27 protein-coding genes, 1 tRNA gene and 1 riboswitch are annotated in these 22,769 nt (G+C 46.7%); of the genes, 10 read left to right on the plus strand and 18 right to left on the minus strand.

Features of this window, described 5'->3' with window-relative positions; translation table 11 throughout:
• Nucleotides 1-468 precede the first annotated feature (468 nt).
• The 4 genes from HP398_RS15620 to cydC are packed head-to-tail and all read left to right on the plus strand — an operon-like array spanning nt 469 to nt 6,386.
• On the plus strand, nt 469-1,884 hold the full coding sequence (locus HP398_RS15620) for a cytochrome ubiquinol oxidase subunit I (RefSeq protein WP_017251167.1): 1,416 nt from the start codon (nt 469-471) through the stop codon (nt 1,882-1,884).
• Nucleotides 1,874-2,887 (plus strand): cytochrome d ubiquinol oxidase subunit II, encoded by a 1,014-nt coding sequence (cydB, locus tag HP398_RS15625; protein WP_173623051.1) that lies wholly within the window; start codon nt 1,874-1,876, stop codon nt 2,885-2,887. The genes HP398_RS15620 and cydB overlap by 11 nt, the downstream gene beginning before the upstream one ends.
• The gene (gene cydD / locus HP398_RS15630; protein WP_173623052.1) at nt 2,887-4,632 is read left to right on the plus strand and encodes a thiol reductant ABC exporter subunit CydD; all 1,746 of its coding nucleotides are present in this window, start codon (nt 2,887-2,889) and stop codon (nt 4,630-4,632) included. The genes cydB and cydD overlap by 1 nt, the downstream gene beginning before the upstream one ends.
• Entirely contained in the window at nt 4,629-6,386 is a 1,758-nt protein-coding gene (gene cydC / locus HP398_RS15635) for a thiol reductant ABC exporter subunit CydC (protein WP_173623053.1), read from the plus strand. The genes cydD and cydC overlap by 4 nt, the downstream gene beginning before the upstream one ends.
• Before the next feature lie 44 nt (nt 6,387-6,430).
• On the opposite strand, the gene HP398_RS15640 is transcribed toward cydC, so the two are convergent.
• The 14 genes from HP398_RS15640 to queC all read right to left on the minus strand — a co-directional run bounded on the left by HP398_RS15640 (nt 6,431) and on the right by queC (nt 14,220).
• Nucleotides 6,431-6,769 (minus strand): YmaF family protein, encoded by a 339-nt coding sequence (locus HP398_RS15640; RefSeq protein ID WP_082192224.1) that lies wholly within the window; start codon nt 6,767-6,769, stop codon nt 6,431-6,433.
• 149 nt (nt 6,770-6,918) lie between these two features.
• A complete protein-coding gene (lepB, locus tag HP398_RS15645; protein ID WP_017251163.1) occupies nt 6,919-7,482 on the minus strand; it encodes a signal peptidase I in 564 nt (187 codons plus the stop codon).
• A 102-nt stretch (nt 7,483-7,584) separates the two neighbouring features.
• Nucleotides 7,585-7,872, minus strand: coding sequence for a hypothetical protein (locus tag HP398_RS15650; protein ID WP_173623054.1), 288 nt, complete (start codon nt 7,870-7,872; stop codon nt 7,585-7,587).
• Nucleotides 7,873-7,943: 71 nt separating this feature from the next.
• Nucleotides 7,944-8,414: a GNAT family N-acetyltransferase gene (locus HP398_RS15655; RefSeq protein WP_017251161.1), complete on the minus strand. Its 471-nt coding sequence runs from the start codon at nt 8,412-8,414 to the stop codon at nt 7,944-7,946.
• 20 nt (nt 8,415-8,434) lie between these two features.
• Nucleotides 8,435-8,614, minus strand: a complete 180-nt coding sequence (locus HP398_RS15660; RefSeq protein WP_039961628.1) for a hypothetical protein — start codon at nt 8,612-8,614, stop codon at nt 8,435-8,437.
• Between the two features lie 236 nt (nt 8,615-8,850).
• Nucleotides 8,851-9,207 (minus strand): group I truncated hemoglobin, encoded by a 357-nt coding sequence (locus tag HP398_RS15665; protein WP_173623055.1) that lies wholly within the window; start codon nt 9,205-9,207, stop codon nt 8,851-8,853.
• Between the two features lie 138 nt (nt 9,208-9,345).
• On the minus strand, nt 9,346-10,023 hold the full coding sequence (locus HP398_RS15670; RefSeq protein ID WP_173623056.1) for a hypothetical protein: 678 nt from the start codon (nt 10,021-10,023) through the stop codon (nt 9,346-9,348).
• Between the two features lie 261 nt (nt 10,024-10,284).
• Nucleotides 10,285-10,650, minus strand: a complete 366-nt coding sequence (locus HP398_RS15675; RefSeq protein WP_017251157.1) for an HsmA family protein — start codon at nt 10,648-10,650, stop codon at nt 10,285-10,287.
• Nucleotides 10,651-10,830: 180 nt separating this feature from the next.
• Entirely contained in the window at nt 10,831-11,268 is a 438-nt protein-coding gene (locus HP398_RS15680) for a hypothetical protein (RefSeq protein WP_017251156.1), read from the minus strand.
• 198 nt (nt 11,269-11,466) lie between these two features.
• Nucleotides 11,467-11,670 (minus strand): hypothetical protein, encoded by a 204-nt coding sequence (locus HP398_RS15685; RefSeq protein ID WP_017251155.1) that lies wholly within the window; start codon nt 11,668-11,670, stop codon nt 11,467-11,469.
• A 137-nt stretch (nt 11,671-11,807) separates the two neighbouring features.
• Nucleotides 11,808-12,305 carry a preQ(1) synthase gene (gene queF / locus HP398_RS15690; protein ID WP_007729714.1) on the minus strand — a complete coding sequence of 166 codons (498 nt, stop codon included), beginning with the start codon at nt 12,303-12,305 and terminating at the stop codon, nt 11,808-11,810.
• Between the two features lie 42 nt (nt 12,306-12,347).
• Nucleotides 12,348-13,067: a 7-carboxy-7-deazaguanine synthase QueE gene (queE, locus tag HP398_RS15695; protein ID WP_173623057.1), complete on the minus strand. Its 720-nt coding sequence runs from the start codon at nt 13,065-13,067 to the stop codon at nt 12,348-12,350.
• Nucleotides 13,064-13,552 carry a 6-carboxytetrahydropterin synthase QueD gene (gene queD, locus HP398_RS15700; RefSeq protein WP_106836725.1) on the minus strand — a complete coding sequence of 163 codons (489 nt, stop codon included), beginning with the start codon at nt 13,550-13,552 and terminating at the stop codon, nt 13,064-13,066. The genes queE and queD overlap by 4 nt, the downstream gene beginning before the upstream one ends.
• Nucleotides 13,552-14,220 carry a 7-cyano-7-deazaguanine synthase QueC gene (gene queC / locus HP398_RS15705; RefSeq protein ID WP_017251152.1) on the minus strand — a complete coding sequence of 223 codons (669 nt, stop codon included), beginning with the start codon at nt 14,218-14,220 and terminating at the stop codon, nt 13,552-13,554. Before queC ends, queD begins: the two co-directional genes overlap by 1 nt.
• A 276-nt stretch (nt 14,221-14,496) precedes the next feature.
• A riboswitch (PreQ1 riboswitch) is annotated at nt 14,497-14,540 on the minus strand.
• 173 nt (nt 14,541-14,713) lie between these two features.
• On the opposite strand from queC, the gene HP398_RS15710 reads away from it, so the two are divergent.
• Nucleotides 14,714-15,721, plus strand: coding sequence for an asparaginase (locus tag HP398_RS15710; RefSeq protein ID WP_173623058.1), 1,008 nt, complete (start codon nt 14,714-14,716; stop codon nt 15,719-15,721).
• A gap of 18 nt (nt 15,722-15,739) precedes the next feature.
• The gene (locus HP398_RS15715) at nt 15,740-16,420 is read left to right on the plus strand and encodes a copper homeostasis protein CutC (RefSeq protein ID WP_173623059.1); all 681 of its coding nucleotides are present in this window, start codon (nt 15,740-15,742) and stop codon (nt 16,418-16,420) included.
• Between the two features lie 19 nt (nt 16,421-16,439).
• Here the strand turns inward: HP398_RS15715 and HP398_RS15720 are convergent, their stop codons facing one another.
• Nucleotides 16,440-17,552 (minus strand): GerAB/ArcD/ProY family transporter, encoded by a 1,113-nt coding sequence (locus tag HP398_RS15720; RefSeq protein ID WP_173623060.1) that lies wholly within the window; start codon nt 17,550-17,552, stop codon nt 16,440-16,442.
• Nucleotides 17,553-17,719: 167 nt separating this feature from the next.
• On the opposite strand from HP398_RS15720, the gene HP398_RS15725 reads away from it, so the two are divergent.
• A complete protein-coding gene (locus HP398_RS15725) occupies nt 17,720-18,526 on the plus strand; it encodes a serine hydrolase (RefSeq protein WP_173623061.1) in 807 nt (268 codons plus the stop codon).
• Nucleotides 18,527-18,539: 13 nt separating this feature from the next.
• On the opposite strand, the gene HP398_RS15730 is transcribed toward HP398_RS15725, so the two are convergent.
• Nucleotides 18,540-19,481 (minus strand): aldo/keto reductase, encoded by a 942-nt coding sequence (locus HP398_RS15730; protein WP_173623076.1) that lies wholly within the window; start codon nt 19,479-19,481, stop codon nt 18,540-18,542.
• Between the two features lie 75 nt (nt 19,482-19,556).
• Nucleotides 19,557-19,916 (minus strand): winged helix-turn-helix transcriptional regulator, encoded by a 360-nt coding sequence (locus HP398_RS15735; protein ID WP_017251146.1) that lies wholly within the window; start codon nt 19,914-19,916, stop codon nt 19,557-19,559.
• A gap of 174 nt (nt 19,917-20,090) precedes the next feature.
• On the opposite strand from HP398_RS15735, the gene HP398_RS15740 reads away from it, so the two are divergent.
• Nucleotides 20,091-20,933, plus strand: coding sequence for an aldo/keto reductase (locus HP398_RS15740; protein WP_069848323.1), 843 nt, complete (start codon nt 20,091-20,093; stop codon nt 20,931-20,933).
• A gap of 70 nt (nt 20,934-21,003) precedes the next feature.
• Here the strand turns inward: HP398_RS15740 and HP398_RS15745 are convergent, their stop codons facing one another.
• Entirely contained in the window at nt 21,004-21,300 is a 297-nt protein-coding gene (locus tag HP398_RS15745; RefSeq protein WP_173623062.1) for a Fur family transcriptional regulator, read from the minus strand.
• Between the two features lie 241 nt (nt 21,301-21,541).
• Here HP398_RS15745 and HP398_RS15750 point away from each other — a divergent pair, with 241 nt between their 5' ends.
• Together HP398_RS15750 and HP398_RS15755 are read left to right on the plus strand one after the other, a co-directional pair.
• Entirely contained in the window at nt 21,542-22,411 is an 870-nt protein-coding gene (locus tag HP398_RS15750) for a YitT family protein (RefSeq protein WP_017251143.1), read from the plus strand.
• Nucleotides 22,412-22,587: 176 nt separating this feature from the next.
• Nucleotides 22,588-22,663 (plus strand) — tRNA-Thr (locus tag HP398_RS15755).
• Nucleotides 22,664-22,769 lie beyond the last annotated feature (106 nt).

Below are 22,769 nucleotides of genomic sequence, written 5' to 3' on the forward strand. Positions count from 1 at the left end.
CGGTTGTTAGCACAATTTCTCTTGGTGCTTTGTTAACTGAATAGGGGAAAGATGGGCCCGTAAAAGGGTCCATTTTTTCTACGTACGATAACTGTTGAGATATTTTAAAAGAAAATGAATAAATTACACATTTAATGAAATAAGTAGAGGCGCATAAGTCTAGCTCAAATCAAGGGAAAATCCGAAACAGTCACAGACTGTTAAAAATCATGTAACGAATCGGACACCCTCTAGGGTCAAAAGTCCTGCTACAATTATACATGACCGGAAATATACAGGGTAAAACAAAACAAAGAACTCTCTCACGAAGATGAATGCGAAAAGGGGGTTACAAGAGAGAGAATCAATTGTGAATTTTTTCACATATATTTGTGATTTTTTTCACAAAGTCGCCATAAATGCTGGTTTCCCCACTGGTATAATTCCGGTACATAAAGGCCAAAGCGCGAATAGAAAGGGATCTTGTACATGGATATAGTGGATTTGGGACGACTTCAATTTGCGATAACAACTATCTTTCACTTTGTTTTTGTGCCGATTTCCATCGGGCTGTCATTATTAGTAGCCATTATGGAAACGATGTATGTGGTAAAAAAGAATGACTTGTACAAAAAAATGGCCAAGTTTTGGGGAACCTTTTTGCTCATAAATTTTGCTGTCGGGATCGTGACAGGGATTATGCAGGAGTTCCAATTTGGGATGAACTGGTCTGATTTCTCACGATTCGTCGGTGATGTATTTGGGACACCGCTAGCGATTGAGGCCCTCTTAGCATTCTTCCTCGAATCGACTTTTATTGGACTATGGGTGTTTGGTTGGGATCGTTTGTCCAAAGGTGTGCATCTCGCATGTATTTGGCTCGTATCCATCGGAACGATTCTTTCGGCTCTGTGGATTCTGGCAGCCAACTCGTTCATGCAGCAGCCAGTCGGCTTCGCTATCAATAACGGACGTGCAGAGATGGTCGATTTCTTCGCGCTCCTTACCAATGGACAATTACTATATGAATTCCCGCATACCATTTTTGCGGCATTTGCGACAGGTGCCTTCTTGGTAGCAGGTATCAGTGCTTGGAAGCTGTTGAAAAAACAAGACGTTACATTCTTTGTGCAATCTTTCAAAATTTCGATCGTGGTAGCATTGATCTCCTCACTTGCTATTGCTCAATTCGGTCATGGTCAGGCACAGTATTTGGTTGCTACCCAACCGATGAAAATGGCAGCGAGTGAAGGGCTGTGGGAAACAAGCTCAGACCCAGCTCCTTGGACGGTTTTTGCAACGATTGATCCAGAAAAACAAGAAAACGGTTTTGAAATAAAAATTCCTTACTTGCTTAGCGTCCTGACGTACAACTCACTTTCAGGTTCTGTACCGGGCATGTTGGAATTGCAGGCAGAGTATGAGAAAACCTACGGTCCAGGAAACTACATTCCACCAGTTCGGACGACTTTCTGGAGCTTCCGCATCATGGTAGCGGGCGGTAGTGCAATGATTTTGCTGGCTTTATACGGGGCATATCTCACTTTCCGCAAAAAGCTGGAACAGCCAAACAAGCGGTTCATGCAGTTGATGGTTGCGGGTATTTCACTACCATTCATCGCAAACTCAGCTGGGTGGATCATGACGGAGGTAGGTCGTCAGCCCTGGACGGTATTCGGGCTACTGCGTGTTGAAGATTCGGTTTCGCCAAGCATTAGTACAGGAGCGGTATGGTTCTCTCTTATCGCCTTCACGACAATTTATCTAATCCTGCTTTGCCTCTTGGCTTATCTGTTTGCTCGTGTGGCGAAAAAAGGACCGGATATGGATAGTCATGAGGAAGTAGAGGATTTACAGCTTCAGGATCCATTTGATCGTGTAAGGAGTGAACGTTATGGAGCTTAATGAACTGTGGTTCCTGCTCATTGCCGTTCTATTTACCGGATTTTTCTTTCTCGAAGGCTTCGACTTTGGTGTAGGTATGGCGACGCGCCTGCTATCACGAAATGATTTGCAAACCCGGGTTTTGATCAATACGATTGGCCCGTTCTGGGATGCCAATGAAGTTTGGCTGATTACAGCTGCTGGTGCGATGTTCGCAGCGTTTCCGGAGTGGTATTCCACGATGTTTAGCGGGTATTATCTCGTGCTTACGCTGATTCTGCTTGCGTTGATTGGACGCGGGGTAGCATTTGAATTTAGAGGCAAAGGGAAAGGTGAGGCTTGGAAAAAGACGTGGGACGCAGCGATTCTGATTGGAAGCTTTGTACCGCCGATGTTGTTCGGTATGATCTTTGCCAGCCTGGTGAAAGGTGTGCCGATTGATCAGAATATGGAAATGACTGCGGGCTTCTCTGACATTGTGAATGGTTACTCGTTGTGGGCAGGAGTGACCGTTACAGGACTATGCTTGCTGCACGGCCTGAACTTCATCTCGCTGCGCACGGTAGGCGAGTTGCGTGAAAAATCACGTGTACTGGCGGCAAAGCTGTTGCCGATGCAAGCGGTTCTCATGGTGGTGCTTGTAGGGTGGACATTCATGGTAACCGATCTGTTTGAGCGCCAGGGTGTTTTGTTGACAGCAGCTGTACTCTTGGGTGTTATCGCTTTTGTACTGGCTCGTTACTACCTGAGACAAGGCAGGGAAGGATGGGCTTTCGGGATGACAGGTACGATGATCCTGTTGACGTTCGTCTCGATGTTTATCGGTTTGTTCCCACGGGTGATGGTCAGCACGATTGATAGCGCGTTTGATTTGACCCTCTATAATGCAGCTTCGAGTCCATACACGTTAAAAGCAATGACCATTGTTGCAGCAGTGCTTTTACCGTTTGTGCTAGCCTATCAGGCTTGGAGCTACTTCGTTTTCCACAAGCGAGTCACTGAAAAGGATCATTTGGAGTACTAATGGACAAGGAATTGTTCCGATTACAAGGAATCCGACCGGTTATGCTGCTGCTAGCCGGTCTTTCCCTCCTACAAAGTGCGGCGATTATCGGTCAGGCACTGCTTTTGGCGAAGTCGATCGCGATCTTGTTTGAAGGTCAAGCGGTTCAGATGGCGTATCAGCCGCTTGCACTGTTTTTGGTCACGATAGCTGCTCGTCATACCATCGTTTGGCTGCAAAAGAAAGTCGCTGGCCGTTTTGCTGAAGCATCTAGTGAGTCTTTGCAAGGGAGAGTTCTATCCCGATTGTTCGAGCGTGGTCCACGTTTTGCCGCCAGTGAAGGAAGCGGAAAGATTGTTACGCTTGTCCTGGAAGGTGTAGATCGTGTACGTACTTACCTGGAGTTGTCTGTTCCACGTACGCTAGATATGGTTTTTGTTACGTTTCCGCTTCTGGCATTTGTCTACATGCAAGATATGATTTCTGGACTGATCCTGACGGTAACGATGCCTGTTCTCATCGGCTTTTTTATCGTACTCGGTCTGGCGGCGCGTAAACAAGCAGACAAACAATGGCGCTCGTATCGAATGCTATCCCATCACTTCACCGATTCGCTTCGTGGGCTTGCGACGCTCCGGTTTTTGGGACGTAGCAAAGACCATGGGGAGACCGTCGGTAGAGTGAGTGATCAATATCGATCCGCTACGATGCGTACGTTGCGCGTCGCCTTCTTGTCATCATTGGCACTCGACTTCTTCAGCATGTTGTCGGTTGCGTTTGTGGCAGTCGGTCTTGGGTTGCGGCTGATTGAAGGAAACTTTGGGTTTGAAACGGCATTGGTTATCCTGATTCTTGCACCGGAATACTTTTTGCCAGTGAGGATGCTGGGATCGGACTACCACGCCTCATTGGATGGCAAGGAAGCTTTGGGGACTATTCGTACCATTATAGATAGTGCCGCAACAGATGAACATAAGGAGGAAACACAAGCAACAAATAGCCAGACGTCTCTGACAGGCGGATGGGATGGAACGATTACTTTGTCCCATATTCGTGTCGTCGGTGAGGATGGCAGACAGCTACTGGGTGAGATATCTGGGGAATTGGGCAGCAACATGAGAAGAGTGGGCATCGTTGGAGCGAGCGGGGCTGGAAAATCAACCCTTCTCGGAGTGCTAGGCGGATTTTCTGATCCCGAAGCTGGTGTGATACAAGTAGATGGGCAACCCGTTACGGGGGATGCGAAGCAGGAGTGGCAACGGCAAATCGCTTACATCCCACAGCATCCGTATTTATTCAATCAATCGTTGGCGGATAACATTCGCTTCTATGAGCCGGAAGCGACGAAGGAACAGGTGGAGCAGGTGATTCGTGATGTCGGTCTTACAGAGCTGGTGGACAGCTTGCCAAATGGCTGTGACGAAATCATTGGCGAAGGGGGCCGCACGTTAAGCGGCGGACAGGCACAGCGGGTTGCATTGGGACGTGCGCTGCTTGGCAACCGACCAGTGATTTTGCTCGACGAGCCGACCGCTCACTTAGATATTGAAACGGAATGGGAGCTAAAACAGACCATGTTGTCGGTGCTGGGGAACAGGCGTGTATTTTTGGCCACACATCGTTTGCATTGGATGCGAGACATGGATTGGATTTGGGTAATCGACCAGGGACGACTGGTGGAAGCGGGTACCTATGAACAGCTCGTTGCACAAAAAAGCGTATTTTATCGGTTGTTGACAGCTGGTGCCAAGGGGGAGAAAGGATGAAGGAAGCGCGAGAAGGCAATCAGGGGTGGTTTCTTCCATACTTTCGCCAATTTTTCTGGCAGTTTGCCGCAGCGGCTTTGCTGGGAACCTTGGCAGTGGCATGTGCGGGCGCTTTGCTTTATACGTCCGGGTATCTGATCTCTCGCTCCGCACTCAAGCCTGAAAACGTCTTAATGGTCTATGTTCCCATTGTACTTGTCCGGGCTTTTGGCTTTAGCAAAGCAGTCATTCAATACCTGGAGCGTTTGGTTGGACACGATGCAGCTTTGCGTGTGTTATCGCGTATGCGTGTGCGTTTGTATCAGGCCATCGAGCCGCAAGCACAGCTCCTCCGCACTCGTTTTCGTACGGGAGATCTGCTTGGTGTACTTGCGGATGACATCGAGCAACTACAAAATGTCTATCTGCGCTTTGTGCTACCTGCTGTATCGGCGGTTCTCCTCTACGGGGCAGGTATTGTGGCACTGGGAAGAATGGACGGGATGTTCGCGCTGCTGATGGCGTTGTACTGTGGGTTTCTGCTGTTTGTTACACCCGCAGTTATCTTGTGGTCATCGATTGCCAAGAGTCGGAGGTTCAAGCAGGAGAGACAGGCAGCATACCGGGAGCTGACTGATGCTGTTTTTGGCATGAGTGACTGGATTCTCAGTGGTCGTACACAGCAGTTTATCCAGTTGTTTACAAGACGGCAAAAGTCAGCTGCTCAGATCGAAAACTCCATTCGACGCGGAGAATGGCGAGTCCAGTGGATGTCGCAGTGTGCAATCGGTGGAGCCATTGTCTTACTGGTCATCTGGGCGGGCGGACTTGCCGCAACGAATCAGATACCTGCTACGTTGATTGCTGCGATAGGGCTGGTCGCATTTCCGTTGATGGATGCGTTTGCCCGTATTTCTGACGCTGTTGTGCGAATGCCAGAATACAAGGAGTCTCTGGGGCGGCTTCGGGAGATTGAGGGCAGTCGTCCAGCCAGTGTGGAGGCGCAGAAGGAAAAGGTGGCTGATCAAGCAGGGGGCAGTTTGAAGCTCGATCATGTTCATTTTCGCTACCCACAAGCCAGCAGTTGGAGTGTGCAGGACGTGTCTTTTGAGGTGGCTCAAGGAGGGAAAATCGCGTTGCTCGGTCGCAGCGGAGCTGGTAAATCGACGATACTGAACTTGATTCGAGGTGCCATACAGCCGGAAGCAGGTCAGGTGACAGTAAATGGGCAGCCTGTCCAATCAGAAGAGGATTCTGCTTGTTTGTTTTCCGTGTTGAATCAGCAGCCGTATTTGTTTGACACAACCGTAGCCAATAACATCCGGCTTGGACGACCCGATGCGTCCGATGAAGAAGTGCGTGCTGTGACAGCTCAAGTCGGTCTGGATCAGCTGATTGAATCCCTACCGGACGGTTATCAAACACGGATGCAGGAAACCGGTTTGCGCTTCTCTGGCGGAGAAAGGCAGCGTATAGCCCTTGCCCGGATTTTGTTGCAAAACAAGCCGATTGTTCTCCTTGATGAGCCGACGGTGGGATTAGATCCGTTGACTGAACGCGATCTCATGGCAACGATCTTCCGTGTCTTGCACGAGAAAACATTCATTTGGGTGACTCACCACTTGAGCGGTGTAGAGCAAATGGACGAGGTTATTTTTATGGAGCAGGGAGTCATCTCGATGCGAGGGACACATGAGCAGTTGTATCAGGACAATCCAAGGTATCGCAACCTGTATACATTGGACTGTCCGTTGGCGTCTGTGATGGAAATATAAGAAGAGGAAGACAGGCTGTTCCGGAGAGGGATAGCCTTTTTCGTTTAAGAGAGGGCCTCGCTGGTTACACCCCGGTAGTAATGGGTGTGCCCGTCATCATAAGTGGTTTGCCCTGAAAACTCGTGGTAATGACTTCCGTCCGGCAGCGGAATAGGCGGACCCGTCCATCCCCTGTAGTGATGCACATGTCCATCATTAAACGTAGTGGTTCCTTCGTAATAATGGACATGCTGATCTCTCATTCCTTCTGGCGGAGACGTTCTGCCACGTATTCGGTGACGATGACGATCCGAAATGCTAGTCAGTGTATCATATCCATGAAAATGCCCGGGCCGATCGGCAAATCGAATAAAGCGTAATGAATGAGAGTGCTGAGAGCTCATTAAGAAACGCCCCTTTGCATGCATTTATCACTAGTAAATGCGTTTGTCGGGCGTTTCGAAACGGACATTCGTCTATGCGTTCAATAACTTGCAAATGCAGAAGACTAAAAGCAAAAGAGCCTTCCTCATTGGAAAAGGCTCTCGTCTGATTAAAACAGTTTTTTCCCCATGATATGATCGAGTGGAATCACGCCAATGACTCTACTATCATCGCTATTGTTACGATTATCTCCCATCACAAACACATGGTTTTCCGGTATGACGATTTTGGCATCAGGTACGTTGACCATCTTTTCTTTTATGTACGGCTCATTTAACGACTGTCCATTCCGATACAGGCTCTCGTTCTTAAACTCCAAAGTATCGCCGGGTTTGCCAATGACTCGTTTTACCCAGAATGTTTTGGCATCGCTTTTCCCCATGGCGAGCATGAGGAGAGGATTTTCAAGGATGTCATCTTGTAACGTACGATCTCGGTCTACACGGCTGTCGATCACGACAATATCGTTGTACTCAGGGAGATAAGAGAATGTGTGGGACAATTTCGACACATAGATGCGTTCGTCGTTTTGCAAAGTGGGCACCATCGATTGTCCATTCACTTTAAAAGGTTGGAGAACAAATATGTTAACCAGCATCGCGAGTGAAAGGGAGATGCCCAACGTTTTGGTCCAGCCCCATATATCTTTTACGCTTTTCAAATCAGACCGCATCCTTCCACGTGACAGATTACTTTGGTGTGGCTATTGATTAGTACGTGAAGTGGTGCTTTTTGGTTACGTAAATGAAAAGAGAAGCTTGGGAAGCAAAAGGAATTAAGCAAAAAAGCTGAAAAAGATGACAGCAAAAATGCCACTGGGGACAGAGGCGAGCAGGAAATAAAAAGTCCATTTCCATCTGCTTTTATAATCTTGCACTTCATGTTCTTTGTAATAGGCTGAGGGGGCGCTAAGGGCGTTATAAACCATTAATCCAGCTAGCGTAAGGAGACCGAATGCAAGGTACTCCGCATAATGGCCAGCTTGATCGATGTTCCCCGTCTTTATTGCTATGATCATACAGAGGATCTGCAAAGCAGCTCCAAAACCAAGTGCCTTAAGCATGAGAACCACCTGTTATTTTTGGGGTAATTTAACTGTAATTACGTTTAAAAGGATAAAACGTTTCAATCAGATTAAATCTTTTTAACAAACGAAACCCGGTCGTTTCCATTTCCATCATAATTAGAAGTCACAACGATTCCATCCACCATTTTATCTCCTTTTTCAACTGTAAAACCTAACTTGGTGTGGAAGGAGATTGAACCTTTATTAACAGGAGAGGTAATGCATCGAATCGTATCGCATCCTTTTTGTTTTATGGTTTGAAAGAAATGGTGGTATAATTCGCGGCCCCATCCATCCTTTCGTTTGTCCGGATGTACCCCAACGAAGTGAATGTAAGCTTCTCCAGGGAACGTCTGGGACAAGAACCCGATGAGGAAAGCGATGACTTCTCCATTCTCTTCAACAATAAAGCTCGTTGACTGGAAATGGACAAAAAACAGCTTGGGTAACATATCAGACATTTGTCGCCCACCCCACCAGTCGTTGAGGACCGAAATAACTTTAAGGTAGTCTTGCTCTTGTACATTTCGGATTTGCATCATGCGTGCCTCCTTCATGCTCACTGTGACAAGTCTTTCTGTTCAGGCAATTTTTCCCAGACTACAATGATTAGCGTTGCGATAGGGCCGAGGAATAAAGAGAGAAAAAACCAATTAAGGCCGCTACGATTTTTTCCTTGAGCTAGTCCAGCGTTGATGAGGGCCAATGTACCCCAGCCAACAAAATATTGATCTTCCATTTTCGAATCTGCCTCCATTGTTAATAGGTTGCTCCTATCATATACGTAATGAAGAAAATAGAGTTGCTAAGAGTTTTACAAAATGTGTATGAACAAACTAAAAATGGCCAATCGAAAGCGAAGGGCCACTGAGAGGAACGTAATCCACTGGGTTGAGGTGTCAGTCTGTTTGTTGGCTCTGTTCCGGGAACGGAAGGGGTTCCCTGAATCATGGCATCAAGCATTTTGATACTCGGTTATTTATACAAGATGTCCTCCCGTAGTGACTCTACTTTGCTCAGAGCATCGGAAATATCTTCTTCGCTGACACCAAAGTGAGTCAGGGCATCACGCAAATGCCTAACGATGGCATCGAAATGAATGGGTTGCAGATTCATCCCTTCGTGAACCTTTGCCATGGAGTGTCCTGTGTATTGATTTGGACCACCGAGGGCATAGCTGATGAACTTTGTTTGGTGTCTACGCTGTTTTTCCATATCGGTGTTTTTGAAAAAGTGGTTCACGGTGTCATCAGCTAAAACTAAATCATAAAAGTAGTCCACTACTTTTGCGACCGTATCTTCCCCACCATATTTCTCGTAAAACGTGCTCATCAGTGGCCTCCTTAGGAATTTGCTTCCCTTATATATTCCACGATTGATGGAAACTTATTAAAGAAAAGCCCGCAAGCTGATGCCGATTGCATTTCGACGTCAGCCTGCGGACTAGATGTATGTCATGTGCGCTTTGTTTTAGCCAACTTTCCTGATCACTTTCGAATTTCCACCTGAACTGATAATGATCCATCCTTCAGGAACAGGTGAGGCTTGCAGTACCTCAATCTGTGTTCCGTTAGGAGCACCATTGACATTTCTGATCACATTCGATCCTCCATAGGTTCGAACCATGATCCATCCTTTTGGGATAGGCGAAGCGAGCATCACTTCTACCTCCGTGCCGTACGAAGCATTATCAACATTTCTGATTACATTCGATCCTCCAAAGGCTCGAACCATGACCCATCCGATTGGAATAGGCGAGGCGAGCATTACCTCTATCTCCGTACCATAAGAAGCACCGTTCATATTCTTGATTACATTCGATCCTCTAAAGGCTCGAACCATGACCCATCCGTTTGGGATAGGCGAAGCTAGCAGCACCTCTACCTCCGCGCCATAAGAAGCACCGTTCACATTCCTGATCAGGTTCTGCGTTCCTAAACTTCTAACGATAACCCATCCGGCTGGAATAGGGGAGGTAAGCGACACCCAGATTTCTTCCCCATACATGGCGTTTCTGATTTTTTTATTGGAAGCGTAGGTGGTTGCCTTTTCCTGTGTAGGGAGTGCTGCCCCTTGGACTTGTGTGGCTAGAGAGGGTACTACGACGACTGAACTTAATGACAGGATAATAAGTGCTTTTTTAAACATGAGCATCAACCTTTCTTTATGGTGAATGTTATTTAGAAAACGTTCATCGAGTAGTAATCAATTGTTGTATATTACTAAAAATATCAATTTATTCCATTTTATACTATTGTCATTCTCATTACTGTAGGAGATATTGTCGAATGCTAGGCAAAGTTGACGATATGTTGAACAGCCGAGAGAAAAGCAAATGACCCTCTCATCAGTTGAGAGGGTGGAGGGAAGGGTAGATTGTTCGCATGCGGAGCGAAATGGAGAGTAGTCCTATTTCATAAAGCTTAAAGCCACTCCAATGGAATAAGGTACAAGCCATAGAATCCATACGATTAGGCTAAATTTATGGAATTGCTTGATTTGATGTTCTTTCTTTTTCCATAGAACGACACAGGCCCACACTGTATGGAAAAACATCAAAATCAAAGCGATCAACCCGGTAATGCCATGCAAATTCAAGCTGGAACCGTCTGCGAGCAATTTCATAAACGTTGTTCCAATCGTGTCGAATACTAAACCCAAACCAAAAAAGATAAGGTGTTTCGACTTTAGCTCTCCAGAACGTTTTTCGCCCCATACTCCAATCGTATAGGCAATGAGAGCAAGATTTATAAAAATCACCGCTGCTGCTAACACGTAAGATCATCTCCTGTTCATTTCTTTTGACTACGCTTGTAAGTGTAAACGTTGAATATGAACGAGAGATGAACACAATCGTTACGTGGTTACGTGTCTAGAGTAAGTATCCGTTAGCAACTAGTTGCGTAGAGAAAAGAGGCTTTCATATGCGAAAGCCTCCATAAATAATCCGAATATTTAAGGAATTGTCACCGACACGGTTCCCACTGCTCTCCCGATTCCAGTGTTCGATACCAATATATAGTATTTTCCTACGGGTAATTCTTTGGTGCTTGTAAAAGTAAAGGATCCGCTACCCTCAAAACGTCCAGTACCTAATGGACGACTAGAACCATCTGCACTCAAGATTCGATAGGTCAAGTTGGGTTTAATGGAGGAAAGCCTGCCTTTCTGCGTTACATGAACAGTAATCTTTCCAGGTGACTGAATATCGAACCATTTAGAGTCAAGTGAGCTTCTACTCTCTAATTTAGTGTAACGCAAAACTTCTGTGGTCTTCGAAACAGGAGCAATCGCCTCTGTAGACTGAGGTTGGGTACTACTAGCTATTGCGCTTGTCGGAATAACAAGCATGGCAGAAAATGCGAGAAGTGTGGATTGGATAAATTTTTTCAATGTCATAACCTCCAATTTATTTATATTCAACAATACATTACCTTTACACCCAAAAATTAGCAATATTTTCAGGTGGGAAATAATATCTAAAAAGCGCCCCTTTTAAAGGAGTACTTAGGCAGCCCATCAAAGCTGAAAACAGCAGGCAACCAAGGAATAGGAACTGATGCCCCTTTGAGGAGCACCAGCCCTGCAGCGTTAGTTTTCTAAGTGTGACAGATCATCTGCATCAAACAAGTGTCTCAAGATGGCGTGACTCACCTCGGTAACGGGCTCGAAAACAAAAGCAACTAGGTGTTCGTGCGGCTCGAGATAGTAATTCCTGTAGCCCAGCTGAATCAACTCCCGATTGAGTCGCGCTGCATCTTCGAAACTTGCGTAAAAATACAGATGCTTGGTCATAGTAATCACCTCCTTCCGCAGTAAACCGTAGCAGAAGGAGTAGAGTCACACCAACAATCGCGAGCCTGGTTTCCAATTGAAAAAGGAAAAACCCTTATTTACAATAAGGGTTTTTCCTTTTTCATAACCTGTTGGCTCTACCGATTATCCACTTTTTCCGGATACATATCATGATTCATCATCCGATGACTCGCCATCTCCTCGTACTTTGTCCCCGGTTTCCCGTAGTTGCAATACGGATCGATCGAGATACCGCCGCGCGGAGTGAACTTGCCCCATACCTCGATGTAGCGCGGGTCCATCAGCTTGATCAAATCGTTCATGATGACGTTGACGCAATCCTCGTGGAAATCGCCGTGATTGCGGAAACTGAACAAGTACAGCTTGAGCGATTTGCTCTCTACCATTTTGATGTCAGGAATGTAGCTAATATAGATCGTCGCAAAGTCTGGTTGACCGGTAATCGGGCACAGGCTCGTGAATTCCGGGCAGTTGAATTTTACGAAATAATCACGGTACGGATGCTTGTTGTCAAAAGACTCCAATACGCTCGGGTCATAGGAGTAGTTGTACGTTGTGCCTTGATTCCCTAAAAGAGTGAGGGAGGATAAATCGCGTTCTTGTTGATGTGCCATATGAGTACAGTCCTCTTTTCTTCCATGTGAGTAAAATATCGTTTAAACGCCTCGTTTATTGCCCCAGACAAGCGCATGTAGTTGAGGTAGAACCTTCGCGTCATTCATGTCAGGTGTCGCCATCGCATGATCGATTAGCCATTCAAAGCTCTCCAAAAGCTTATCCCGAAGCCGAGGCGTATCAGCGTCCGTCAGATCACTGTTTCCTGGCTGCAAGTAGAAAGTTACCTCTGGAAAACGCTGATGAATGGTGCGTGCATAGGCAAAGTCGGCGTTGTCGAAAACAACCACTTTCAGGCTAAGTCCTGGATGTTTTTGTTCCAAAAGCTCGTGTACAATTCGATCAAGCGCTTGAAAATCTGTTTCCATCCCGGAGCTAGGCGGCTTGGGTGAAATCGTAATGTCGTCAATCAGTGGAAGCCACGCTTGCCACTTGCTGCCTTGTGTTTCGATTGCTGTGCGAATGCCATGCTCCTTCAACAGGGCGAGTAAGTCGCCGATGCCAGTCAAAAGCGCAGGATTTCCCCCGGAGATCGTGACATGGGAAAAACGGTCCCCGCCCAAACGAGTGAGTTCCTCCCAGATAGCCTCGGGAGACATTTGCTGGATCTCATCGCGGGCAGATCCATCCCAGGTAAAAGCGGAGTCGCACCAGCTACAACGATAGTCACAGCCAGCTGTTCGCACAAACATCGTTTTTTGTCCGATAACCATTCCTTCGCCCTGAATCGTAGGGCCGAATATTTCCAAGACCGGGATCATTCCATCATCCACTCCCGTCTTACCTCTGCATAGCTGGTCGGTGTCTCGAACAGGCGAACGAACTCCACCCGAGCGCCGTTGTAGTGGTCGCGGTAGGCATCTGACTGCAATTGCTTTTCCATCTCTTCGAAAATCCACACGACCATATTTTCGGCGGTGGTATTCATCGGAGGGAGCATTTCATTCAGATAACGATGATCCAAATAAATTTCGATGTGCTCTTTCCAGATTTGCTTGATGTCACCGAAATCGATCACGAGTCCGATCTCGTCCGGAAAGCCGCTGATGCCGAAGACGACCGTGTACGTATGCCCGTGGAGATTTTTGCACTTTCCTTCATAGGCGTGCAGATGATGTGCAGCGTCAAAAGTAAATTCCTTGCTTACCAAAACGCGTTTGTTATGGTAGCGAAGCTGTGATTTTTGAATATGAGTACCCAGTGCCTGCATGCGATCGACGATACGAAAATCAAAGTTCGCGCTCATCAGGCTTGTTCTCCAGGTTGATTTTTCTCGGAAAGATAAGTGTCCAGTCCGGCTTTTCGCAGGTGGCAGGCAGGGCATTCGCCACAGCCGTCTCCTTTGATGCCGTTATAGCAGGTGAGGGTATTTTCGCGAATATAGGTGAAGGCACCCAGATCGTCCGCCAGCTTCCACGTTTGTGCTTTGTTCAGCCACATGAGCGGCGTGTGAATCACAAACGGATAGTCCATCGACAAATTCAACGTCACATTCAGTGATTTGATAAAGGCGTCACGGCAGTCGGGATAACCGCTAAAATCCGTTTCGCATACACCGGTAACCAAGTGACGTGCTCCTCGTTGCTTGGCGAAAACGCCCGCAAAGGAAAGGAACAACAGGTTGCGTCCGTCGACGAACGTGGATGGCAATTGGCCTTCTTCCTGGGTAATGTCAATATCTGTGCGGGTGAGTGCATTGGGCGCGAGCTGGTTTAACAGGCTCATGTCCAATACGGAGTTTTTGACGCCGAGCTCTGCGGCAATTTGTTGGGCGCACTCGATCTCCAGCTTGTGTCGCTGCCCGTAATCAAACGTGAGGGTTTCTACTTCGCCGAATTGCTCTTTCGCCCAAAACAGGCAGGTAGTGCTGTCCTGACCTCCGCTAAAGACAACGACGGCTTTTTCCTTTTTCATTGCTCTCCATCTCCTTGTAGAGGTGGTTCAAAAAGTCGTCTTTTGATCACGAAGTCGTTCTGAAAGCTGATTCGACATCGAAACTGGCGTCCACCTTCGAAGTCCGGTGCTCATGTAGGTTCCCTACACTCCGCTCCTCCTTTTTCAGGTTCTCACCACTTTCTCGGTGCTGAAAAGCCGACTTTTTGAACACACACTTTGATTGAATTAGAAGAAAGAGAGTTCTTGAACTTTCCATCAAAAAAACAAAAACAATACCAAAGAAAGGTACTGTTATCCTGCTTAGTTTTTTATAGAGGGAGTTCGCGAACCTCTCCCGTGCAGATGCACGGATTTCTTATTTGTGGAACCCAAATGGGCACCTTGAGACATTATACAACAATCAGCGCCAAAGTGGGGGGATTATCGCTTGGAAAAAGATTGACGGATGGAGGGTGCTACTGCTAGTGTTTTTTTCATAATCGATCAACATGGAGTGGAGCGGGTGATTTTGATGAGAGATGTCCCTTTCGTGGAAGAATATCGCGGCGGCATTCTGGAGAACGTACATAACGGCATCGTGTGCGGCGTAAATGAAAAAGGAGAGGTGGCTTATCGGGTAGGCGATGAGAACCATATCACCTTATTGCGCTCCGCAGCGAAGCCCTTTCAAGCCATTCCCATCGCTAAACGTAAAATTGATGAAAAATTCGGACTGAACAGCAGCGAAGCAGCACTCTTTGCGGCCTCACATCGTGGTGAAGTCTATCATATGGAAGGCTTGGAGTCGATTTTACGAAAGACCGGCATTCAGGAAGACGAATTGCTCACTTGCCCGACTTATCCGCTCAACGAGGAGCCGAAGTTTGCTTGCTTGTCCCAAGGCATAGAAAAACGCAGGCTCTTTCATAATTGTGCAGGAAAGCACTTGGGGTACTTGGCGTTGTCAAAGGATCAAGGATATTCCACTCATGATTACTACAAGGCAGAGCATCCAGCGCAACAGGAGGCATTAGAGGTGTTTGCCAACCTGGCTGACTATCCAAAAGAGCAGGTTCAGCTCAGCGTCGACGGCTGTGGCTTCCCGGTTTTTGCGCTGCCGCTCAAGCATCTGGCGATCGCATATCTAAAGCTCGCGTGCCCGGATCTGATCGAGGATCACATGACGCGTGAGGCTGTAGGGAGAGTGACAGGCTGGATGACGAGCAGTCCCGAGATCATTGCCAGTCACAACTTCATCTGTACAGCGCTTTTAATGGATGAAAATATAATCGCCAAAGGCGGAGCGATGGGCGTATACGGCTTTGCTTTGAAAAAAGAGAGACTCAGCTTCTCGCTTAAGGTACTGAATGGCTCTGAATTAGTATGGCCGCTTATTATTGCATCGATCTTGGAGCAGATTCAGTATGAGAATCAGGAAACCATCGACCGACTGCATGCGCTGGCGCCAAAAGCCATTAAAAACGATAATCAGTTGGTGGTAGGGGAGAAACGACCAGTTTTTGTCTTGAACAAATGCTAATAACGGAGGCGAAGTATCATGCTAGTGGAAGTGATTGCGACTTCAGTTGAGGATGCAAAACGTGCAGAGCAGGGTGGAGCTGACAGGCTGGAGCTCATCTCGGGAATTTTGGAGGGAGGCATTACTCCGAGCTGGGGATTGATTGACGCAGTGGTCAAGGCGGTTTCCATCCCGGTAAACGTCATGGTGCGACCGCATAGCCAATCGTTTTGCTATACAGCAGAAGAACTTGCGGTCATGCGGCAGGATGTACGTATCATCCGTGAGCTTGGGGCAGCAGGTGTCGTATTTGGCATGCTGACTCCAGAAAATAGACTCGATCAGCGGGGATTGGAGTTGTTGCTTGGAGAGTCAGGTGCTTTGAATGTGACGTTCCACCGTGCTTTTGATGATGCTGTAGATCAAATCGAAGCAGCGCGTATTCTCCTGGAATATCCCCAAGTTCGTACCATTCTGACCTCTGGCGGTAAAAAAACGGCCATCGAGGGAGCTGATTGCATCGAGCAGCTCGTCAAGCTGACGGAGAACACACAGCTCACGATTTTGGCAGGAAGCGGATTGTCGCTGGCTAACGTGGGAGACCTCGTGAAACGTACGGGTGTCAAAGAGGTTCATTTTGGATCGGCAGTACGAGAAGAAGGACAGGCTCTCCGATACGTCGATGCAGAGCGAGTGGCAGCCATCAAACAACTACTATAAGCAAAAACAAGCCGACATCTTATTTCTGGAAGGATGCCGGCTTGTTTTTTATTTGCTTCCGTATCCAATAACCGACGATGAGAATCAGCGGATACAGGAAGCCTTTTGTTAAATCAAAGAATGGCCAATACGTATACGTTTCGTATAAAAAAGCTCCGTTTGGAACGATGATAATCGCGATGGCGACAAATAAGATACAAATGGGCATGGTGAGCGACTGATGCTCCTTTAAATGGAGAAGCTGCTTTATACCCACGCAGAAACCATACATATACAGTACGACTTTGAAATAAATGGAGACAAACCACATGAGAGCCATCATTGCTTCCTGCCTTTGAAAGAACTCTCCTACATGGACTCGTTTGGCGAGGGAGTAGCTCGGAAATGTCTCACGGGAAACCAATTCCGGGCCGAGCACCAAAAGCGATGAGAAGATGACGGCAAGTAGACAAAGACTACCGTAAATGGCTCCGCGCAAAAAAGCAGACGTGAGCTTTTGTTTTGCATCGAGGAGCGGAGTGATCATGAGAAAAATAACCAGCTCCGAGAAGGGAAAAGCCGTGACTGCAAATACTCCTCTTATGACGGGCTTTATGCCATTTTCCATGAAGGGGAAAAGGTTCTCGAATTGGAACTGAGGGCTTAACAAAAGTAAAAACATAACGAACGTAAGGACAAACCAGAGGAAAAAAATTTCGCTGGTCCGTGCAAAAGCTTCAAGGCCTAATCGAACAGCGTATATGGCGGAGGCAACGAATAGAAACATGACAGCATGGATGGGTGTTGCTTTCATGATGTGCGTGGTCATGAATTCCCCAATCGTCCGTATATAGACAGCGCCGTTGATTAAAATAGCTCCCAAAAAGAAGAGAGAAAAGAACGTGCCGAGCCAACGCCCAAATATGAGCTTGCTCTTTTCAATCAGCGTTTGTTCGGGGTAGATGCGACCGACTACACAAAACAAGTATACGATGGCTAGCCCCAGTACCATGCCGATCAATCCTGATAGCCATCCATCGTGACTTGCTTCAGTCGCAGGTACGGAAGGTAAGATCAGGATGGAATCTCCTATGGTGATGAATGTGACGAGGATGACAAATTGACGGCTGCCAATCTTATCGGAGTTCTGCATGAAGTCTCACCTTGTCCGTAGGTTTATCTTACGTATTATTTCCAAGTTCAGGATGGATAAACGAAACGTAAGCAGGTGTAGTCTCTTGTCTGATTCGTTTTCGGAATAGTATGATAAAAAGAAAGCGGCAAGAAACAATAAGCCAACAGGAGAAAGGAAGAAAAGCTGTGGAGCTGGAAATAAGGTTGTCGGCCATTATCGGACAAGCGGAGGGGACTTGGGGCGTCGTTGTGGAGGAGCAAGGCTCAGCTAAAGGAACCCGTTTTGAACATGTACCGGACGAGCTGTTTATTGCGGAGAGTGTGATCAAAGTGCCGATCATGGCAGCCGTTTTCGCGGCAAGTGAGCAAGGGCATTTTCGATTGGATGATCCGCTTGTTCTACGCCAAGAGGATTTGGTTGGGGGATCGGGGATTTTGTACGCGCTATCTCCAGGCTTGAAGCTTACGATTCGCGACTTGGTGACCCTCATGATTATTCAGAGCGACAATACGGCGACAAATATGCTGATTGATTTGGTAGGAAAAGCGAAGATCGACCAGACTATGATCGATCTGGGAATGCGCCAAAGCTGTTATTCACGCAAGCTGATGATTTATCCACTCGACATCACAGAAAACAATAAGATAACGGCTGGAGATGTTGCGAGTATGCTAGGTCAAATGGCAACGGGCAGTTATTTGTCTGAGCATGCCTGTAAAGAGATGATCGCCATTATGAAAAAGCAGCAAGTCCGTAATGGTCTGCCGTCCCAATTGCCAAGCGAGGAAGAATCCAATTATCCTGCATGGGAACTGCCGTGTAAATCGGGCTGGGATACCGGTAGACAGCATGATGTAGGCTTGCTGTATACGAACAATCGCTGCTTTTCCATTACGGCCTTATCCAAAGATGTAACCGCTCAGTCCGCTCTGAACACACTAGGCTTACTGGGAAGAGCTGTGTATGGCTACGCCATTTTGGCTGTCGATTAGATCGGCAGCTTTTTCATTTGTTGATAGCTAAAACTTGCTTGGAGGCTGCATCGATCTCTTGCAATTCAGACGAAGTCAAAGAAAAGCGCATGGCCTTGACATTTTCCTCCGCATGATGGACTTTGGAAGCGCCTGGAATCGCAAAGACCGTTTCACCATGAGCGTGAATCAACCAGTTCAAGGCGATTTGTGTAGCGGATGCATCGTATCTGTGTGCCAGCTCCTCGAGGACCGTGATGAGGGGCTGAGACTTTTTTAGCCCGGCAGAACGAAAGGCGGATGTCCATTTTCGGGGGCCTGTAATGGACTGGACAAGGGCTGGATTCTTATGAAATTTGCCGCTTAGAATCCCTTGCTCAAGCGGAGAATAGGCGATAATCGCAATGCCCAACTCTTTTGCCGTATCCAGGATCTCGTTTTGTTCGATCCTTCTGTCCAGCAGGCTGTATTTCACTTGATTGGAGATAAGACGCAGACCGTGCTCGCGCAATACGCGATCGGCTTCTCGCATACTTTTGGCGGAAAAGTTACTGACGCCCACGTTCTGAATCTTGCCTTGCTTGACGAGCTTGGCCATTTCATTCATTTCGCTTGCAACAGAAGACAAGGAGTAGGGCTGGTGGACTTGATGCAAATGGATGGTGCGGTTATCGAGCAAACGAATGCGTTCGTCGATTGTATTCCCGATACTTTTGGCGGTGCGCAGGACAGGCCACCATTTCGTCGCAATATGAGCGGAATCCGCTAGTGGCCCGGCATTTAAGGCTTTTGCCAGCATCTGTTCTGATTGACCTTTGCCGTATACTTCCGCAGTATCAAACCAGTTTATGCCCCCACGCAAACTCGTCTGCACAATTTGTAAAACATCGTGAGGTCCAATGACAGGCCAAAACTTCCCCACCATTCCCTGTCCATTGCTGAACTGCCAGCAGCCTAGGCCTAGAGGAGAAAGCATCAGGTCTGAGCTGCCCAATTTACGTAATACAGGCGTTTCGATTGCTCCCAAGCCACTTCACCTACTCCCATTCTATTATTGATTTAAGATACTTTCTTCCAATACAGCATACTTGTCGCCGTATTCCTTAATGATATGCTTTTCGCCCCATAAGCAGAGCGAATCGAGAATACTTTTCAAGGTCCAGCCGTACTCACTGAGCTCATACTCCACTTTTGGCGGAACCTGATTGTAAATAATCCGGTTGATGATGCCATCGTCTTCAAGCTCTCTCAGTTGCTGCGTCAGCATCTTCTGCGTAATACCCGGCATCAGTCTTTTCAACTCACTCGTACGTTTTTTTCCGTGAGTCAGGTGACACAAAATAACACATTTCCATTTACCGCCGATGACTTCGAGTGTGGCTTCCACTGATATGTTATACTTCTTCTTCACAGTTGATTTCCTCCTGAATGATAGGTACTTTTTGGTGCCTATCACACAAAAAAGTGCGTACTTTTTCTTTTGGTTAGTTTCTCTCATAATAACACTTGTCAAACGACATGAAGCACATTGGGTGACTGGAAACAGTCATACTAACATAGAGAACATGGATGGAGGAGACAAGTTATGCCAAAACATTTGCAAGATACGACTACGCTGTACAACGGAGTAAAAATGCCTTGGGTAGGTCTAGGTGTTTTTAAAGTAGAGGAAGGTCAGGAGCTCGAGCAAGCTGTAAAAACAGCAATCAAGCACGGCTACCGCAGTATCGACACAGCCGCTATTTATAACAACGAAGAAGGTGTTGGCCGTGGAATCCGTGCAGGCTTGCAGGAAGCGGGCATCACGCGAGAAGATCTTTTTGTTACCTCGAAAGTATGGAATTCGGATTTGGGGTATGAGTCCACGTTGGAAGCATATGAGACGAGCCTGAAAAAACTCGGGCTGGAATATCTGGACTTGTACCTCATTCACTGGCCGGTAGAAGGAAAGTTCAAAGAAGCATGGAGAGCATTAGAGACGCTATACAAAAAAGGGTTGGTAAAAGCCATCGGGGTAAGCAATTTCCACGTTCATCATTTAGAGGAACTGCTTAAAGACGCTGAGATTAAGCCGATGGTGAACCAAGTGGAATTCCATCCGCGCCTGTCCCAAGATGAACTGCGTGCCTACTGCAAGGAGCAAGGAATTCAATTTGAAGCATGGTCTCCGCTGATGCAAGGACAACTATTGGACAATCCAGTACTAAAGGGTATGGCAGAAAAATACGGGAAGTCCATTGCTCAAGTCATTATACGCTGGGATTTGCAAAATGGCGTTGTGACCATTCCAAAGTCGACCAAGGAGCATCGAATCGTCGAGAATGCATCCGTATTTGATTTCGAACTGTCGAAAGAAGACATGGAAATGATTCATGCGCTGAACCAAAATCACCGAGTTGGTCCAGACCCGGATAACTTTGATTTTTAATAGCTGACAGCATACAAAAAAACTCCTGATGATTTCAGGAGTTTTTTGCGTTGAGGAAAAGGAGTAGGAATCAAATGACTTCTGGCAACTGAATGTCGTCCATGGTTACCACACATTCAAATTGATTGGGGGAGTCGTGGTGAACATGCTCCTTGAGAATACCCATTTTCACGAAAAAGCGCAGGCTGGTGTAAACGGTTGAGAGTGTGATGTTTGGCATCTCGTTTTTTAAAGCATGGTAAACGTCTTTGGCTGTATAGTATTTCCGATTGCTAAGCATAAGAAGGAGTACGGCTCTTCTTTGGATGGTTAATCTTTTTCCTAGATGCTTTACTTGTTGTGTGACACTGACAATATGATGATCCATTACAGGTCACCTCATTCTTAGATTATAATAATTACTATATTGTAATTATCCTTTTTATTTTGTGTGCAGTCAACTTTTTCTTTCCATATCTTATCCAGCTCTTGGCTTGCGCGTGCATGTTTCTGGGGGATGCGTAAATCTTACATAAGAGGGATGAGGAAATAGGGGTTTTCTTTTCGACCAAAACATGGTAGTGTATGTGCGGATTTTGCTTACGTGATAATGTCAGGAGTGGAACCATGTGGCACGAAAAAGACGAACCGCAATCCAGATGAACAGTCCGCAGCGAAAAATACTCGAATACGGCATGCTGGTTCTAGGATCGCTAGTATTGGCAACAAGTTTCAATCTGTTTCTGAATCCAAACCAAATTGCTTCTGGAGGCGTTTCTGGGCTGTCTACGATTTTGCATAACTTGTTTGGCTTTTCTCCAGCAGTCGTGCAATGGGCAATGAATATTCCTTTGTTTCTATTAGGATTTAAACTACTCGATCGGCAATACAGTATGAAGGCGGCGGTTGGTTCGATTGTTCTCCCGTTGTGTGTCATGCTGACCAGTCACCTACAGCCGTTAACGACGAACCTCCTGCTGGCAAGTATTTATGGGGGAATCGGGGTAGGGCTTGGGATAGGTATCGTGTTTCGGGGGAGAGGATCGACGGGCGGTTTTTCCATTGCATCACAAATCCTCCACAAATATTCAGGATTTAGCTTGGGTGCATGTGTAGCTGTATTTGATGGACTAGTGATCTTGTTTGCGGGGATTGTATTCGATCCGGAAAAAGCATTGTATGCACTTATCGCGTTGTTTGTGACCAGCAAGACGATTGATATTGTTCAGATGGGCTGGAATACTTCCAAGGTCGCTTATATCATTTCGAATGAAACAGATACGCTGAGAGAAACCATCTTGTATGATTTGGATCGTGGCGTCACTTTGTTGGATGGTGCTGGTGGATATACCGGCGACGCGCGTAAGGTGCTCATGGCAGTGGTTAGCCAAAGTGAAGTGAGTAAGCTGAAAATCATGGTGCGTTCCGTGGACCCGGATGCCTTCATTATTTTGTGCCCTGCTCAGGAAGTGTTGGGAGAGGGCTTTCGAGCGGGTTAATATTATATATAGAAGAAAAGAGCGGTGGGGGAGTCGTTCCACTGCTCTTTTTTTGTTCGATTTTTATTCTGAATGAAATTATTTTAGATTTTCTATTGCATTTAAAATTTATACGTGCTATATTAAATCTCGTGAGCGGGACACACACGAAACGCACACAACGAAAACAAACAAATGCCGGTGTAGCTCAATTGGTAGAGCACCTGACTTGTAATCAGGGGGTTGTGGGTTCAAGTCCTATCGCCGGCACCACTACATAATCTGTAGTAGGGAAATGAAACGGAGCGCTTGATAGCGCGAAATGCTCTTTGAAAACTGAACAGCGAAAGCGTTAATGAGTCTATCATTAAATGATTTG

Source organism: Brevibacillus sp. HB1.4B (assembly GCF_013284285.1).
Lineage (GTDB): Bacteria > Bacillota > Bacilli > Brevibacillales > Brevibacillaceae > Brevibacillus > Brevibacillus porteri.

Excerpts from the sequence above, each read along its gene's own strand:
- queF (WP_007729714.1), bottom strand. The coding sequence starts at position 12,305 with ATGGCACATCAACAAGAACGCGATTTATCCTCCCTCACTCTTTTAGGG.
- HP398_RS15620 (WP_017251167.1), top strand. The coding sequence starts at position 469 with ATGGATATAGTGGATTTGGGACGACTTCAATTTGCGATAACAACTATC.
- HP398_RS15730 (WP_173623076.1), bottom strand. The coding sequence starts at position 19,481 with ATGCTTTCTCCTCTAGGCCTAGGCTGCTGGCAGTTCAGCAATGGACAG.
- HP398_RS15685 (WP_017251155.1), bottom strand. The coding sequence starts at position 11,670 with ATGACCAAGCATCTGTATTTTTACGCAAGTTTCGAAGATGCAGCGCGA.
- HP398_RS15670 (WP_173623056.1), bottom strand. The coding sequence starts at position 10,023 with ATGTTTAAAAAAGCACTTATTATCCTGTCATTAAGTTCAGTCGTCGTA.
- HP398_RS15720 (WP_173623060.1), bottom strand. The coding sequence starts at position 17,552 with ATGCAGAACTCCGATAAGATTGGCAGCCGTCAATTTGTCATCCTCGTC.
- HP398_RS15740 (WP_069848323.1), top strand. The coding sequence starts at position 20,091 with ATGCCAAAACATTTGCAAGATACGACTACGCTGTACAACGGAGTAAAA.
- HP398_RS15650 (WP_173623054.1), bottom strand. The coding sequence starts at position 7,872 with ATGCTTAAGGCACTTGGTTTTGGAGCTGCTTTGCAGATCCTCTGTATG.
- HP398_RS15665 (WP_173623055.1), bottom strand. The coding sequence starts at position 9,207 with ATGAGCACGTTTTACGAGAAATATGGTGGGGAAGATACGGTCGCAAAA.
- HP398_RS15660 (WP_039961628.1), bottom strand. The coding sequence starts at position 8,614 with ATGGAAGATCAATATTTTGTTGGCTGGGGTACATTGGCCCTCATCAAC.
- HP398_RS15655 (WP_017251161.1), bottom strand. The coding sequence starts at position 8,414 with ATGCAAATCCGAAATGTACAAGAGCAAGACTACCTTAAAGTTATTTCG.
- lepB (WP_017251163.1), bottom strand. The coding sequence starts at position 7,482 with ATGCGGTCTGATTTGAAAAGCGTAAAAGATATATGGGGCTGGACCAAA.
- cydC (WP_173623053.1), top strand. The coding sequence starts at position 4,629 with ATGAAGGAAGCGCGAGAAGGCAATCAGGGGTGGTTTCTTCCATACTTT.
- HP398_RS15640 (WP_082192224.1), bottom strand. The coding sequence starts at position 6,769 with ATGAGCTCTCAGCACTCTCATTCATTACGCTTTATTCGATTTGCCGAT.
- HP398_RS15715 (WP_173623059.1), top strand. The coding sequence starts at position 15,740 with ATGCTAGTGGAAGTGATTGCGACTTCAGTTGAGGATGCAAAACGTGCA.
- HP398_RS15710 (WP_173623058.1), top strand. The coding sequence starts at position 14,714 with ATGAGAGATGTCCCTTTCGTGGAAGAATATCGCGGCGGCATTCTGGAG.
- cydB (WP_173623051.1), top strand. The coding sequence starts at position 1,874 with ATGGAGCTTAATGAACTGTGGTTCCTGCTCATTGCCGTTCTATTTACC.
- HP398_RS15745 (WP_173623062.1), bottom strand. The coding sequence starts at position 21,300 with ATGGATCATCATATTGTCAGTGTCACACAACAAGTAAAGCATCTAGGA.
- queD (WP_106836725.1), bottom strand. The coding sequence starts at position 13,552 with ATGAGCGCGAACTTTGATTTTCGTATCGTCGATCGCATGCAGGCACTG.
- queE (WP_173623057.1), bottom strand. The coding sequence starts at position 13,067 with ATGATCCCGGTCTTGGAAATATTCGGCCCTACGATTCAGGGCGAAGGA.
- queC (WP_017251152.1), bottom strand. The coding sequence starts at position 14,220 with ATGAAAAAGGAAAAAGCCGTCGTTGTCTTTAGCGGAGGTCAGGACAGC.
- cydD (WP_173623052.1), top strand. The coding sequence starts at position 2,887 with ATGGACAAGGAATTGTTCCGATTACAAGGAATCCGACCGGTTATGCTG.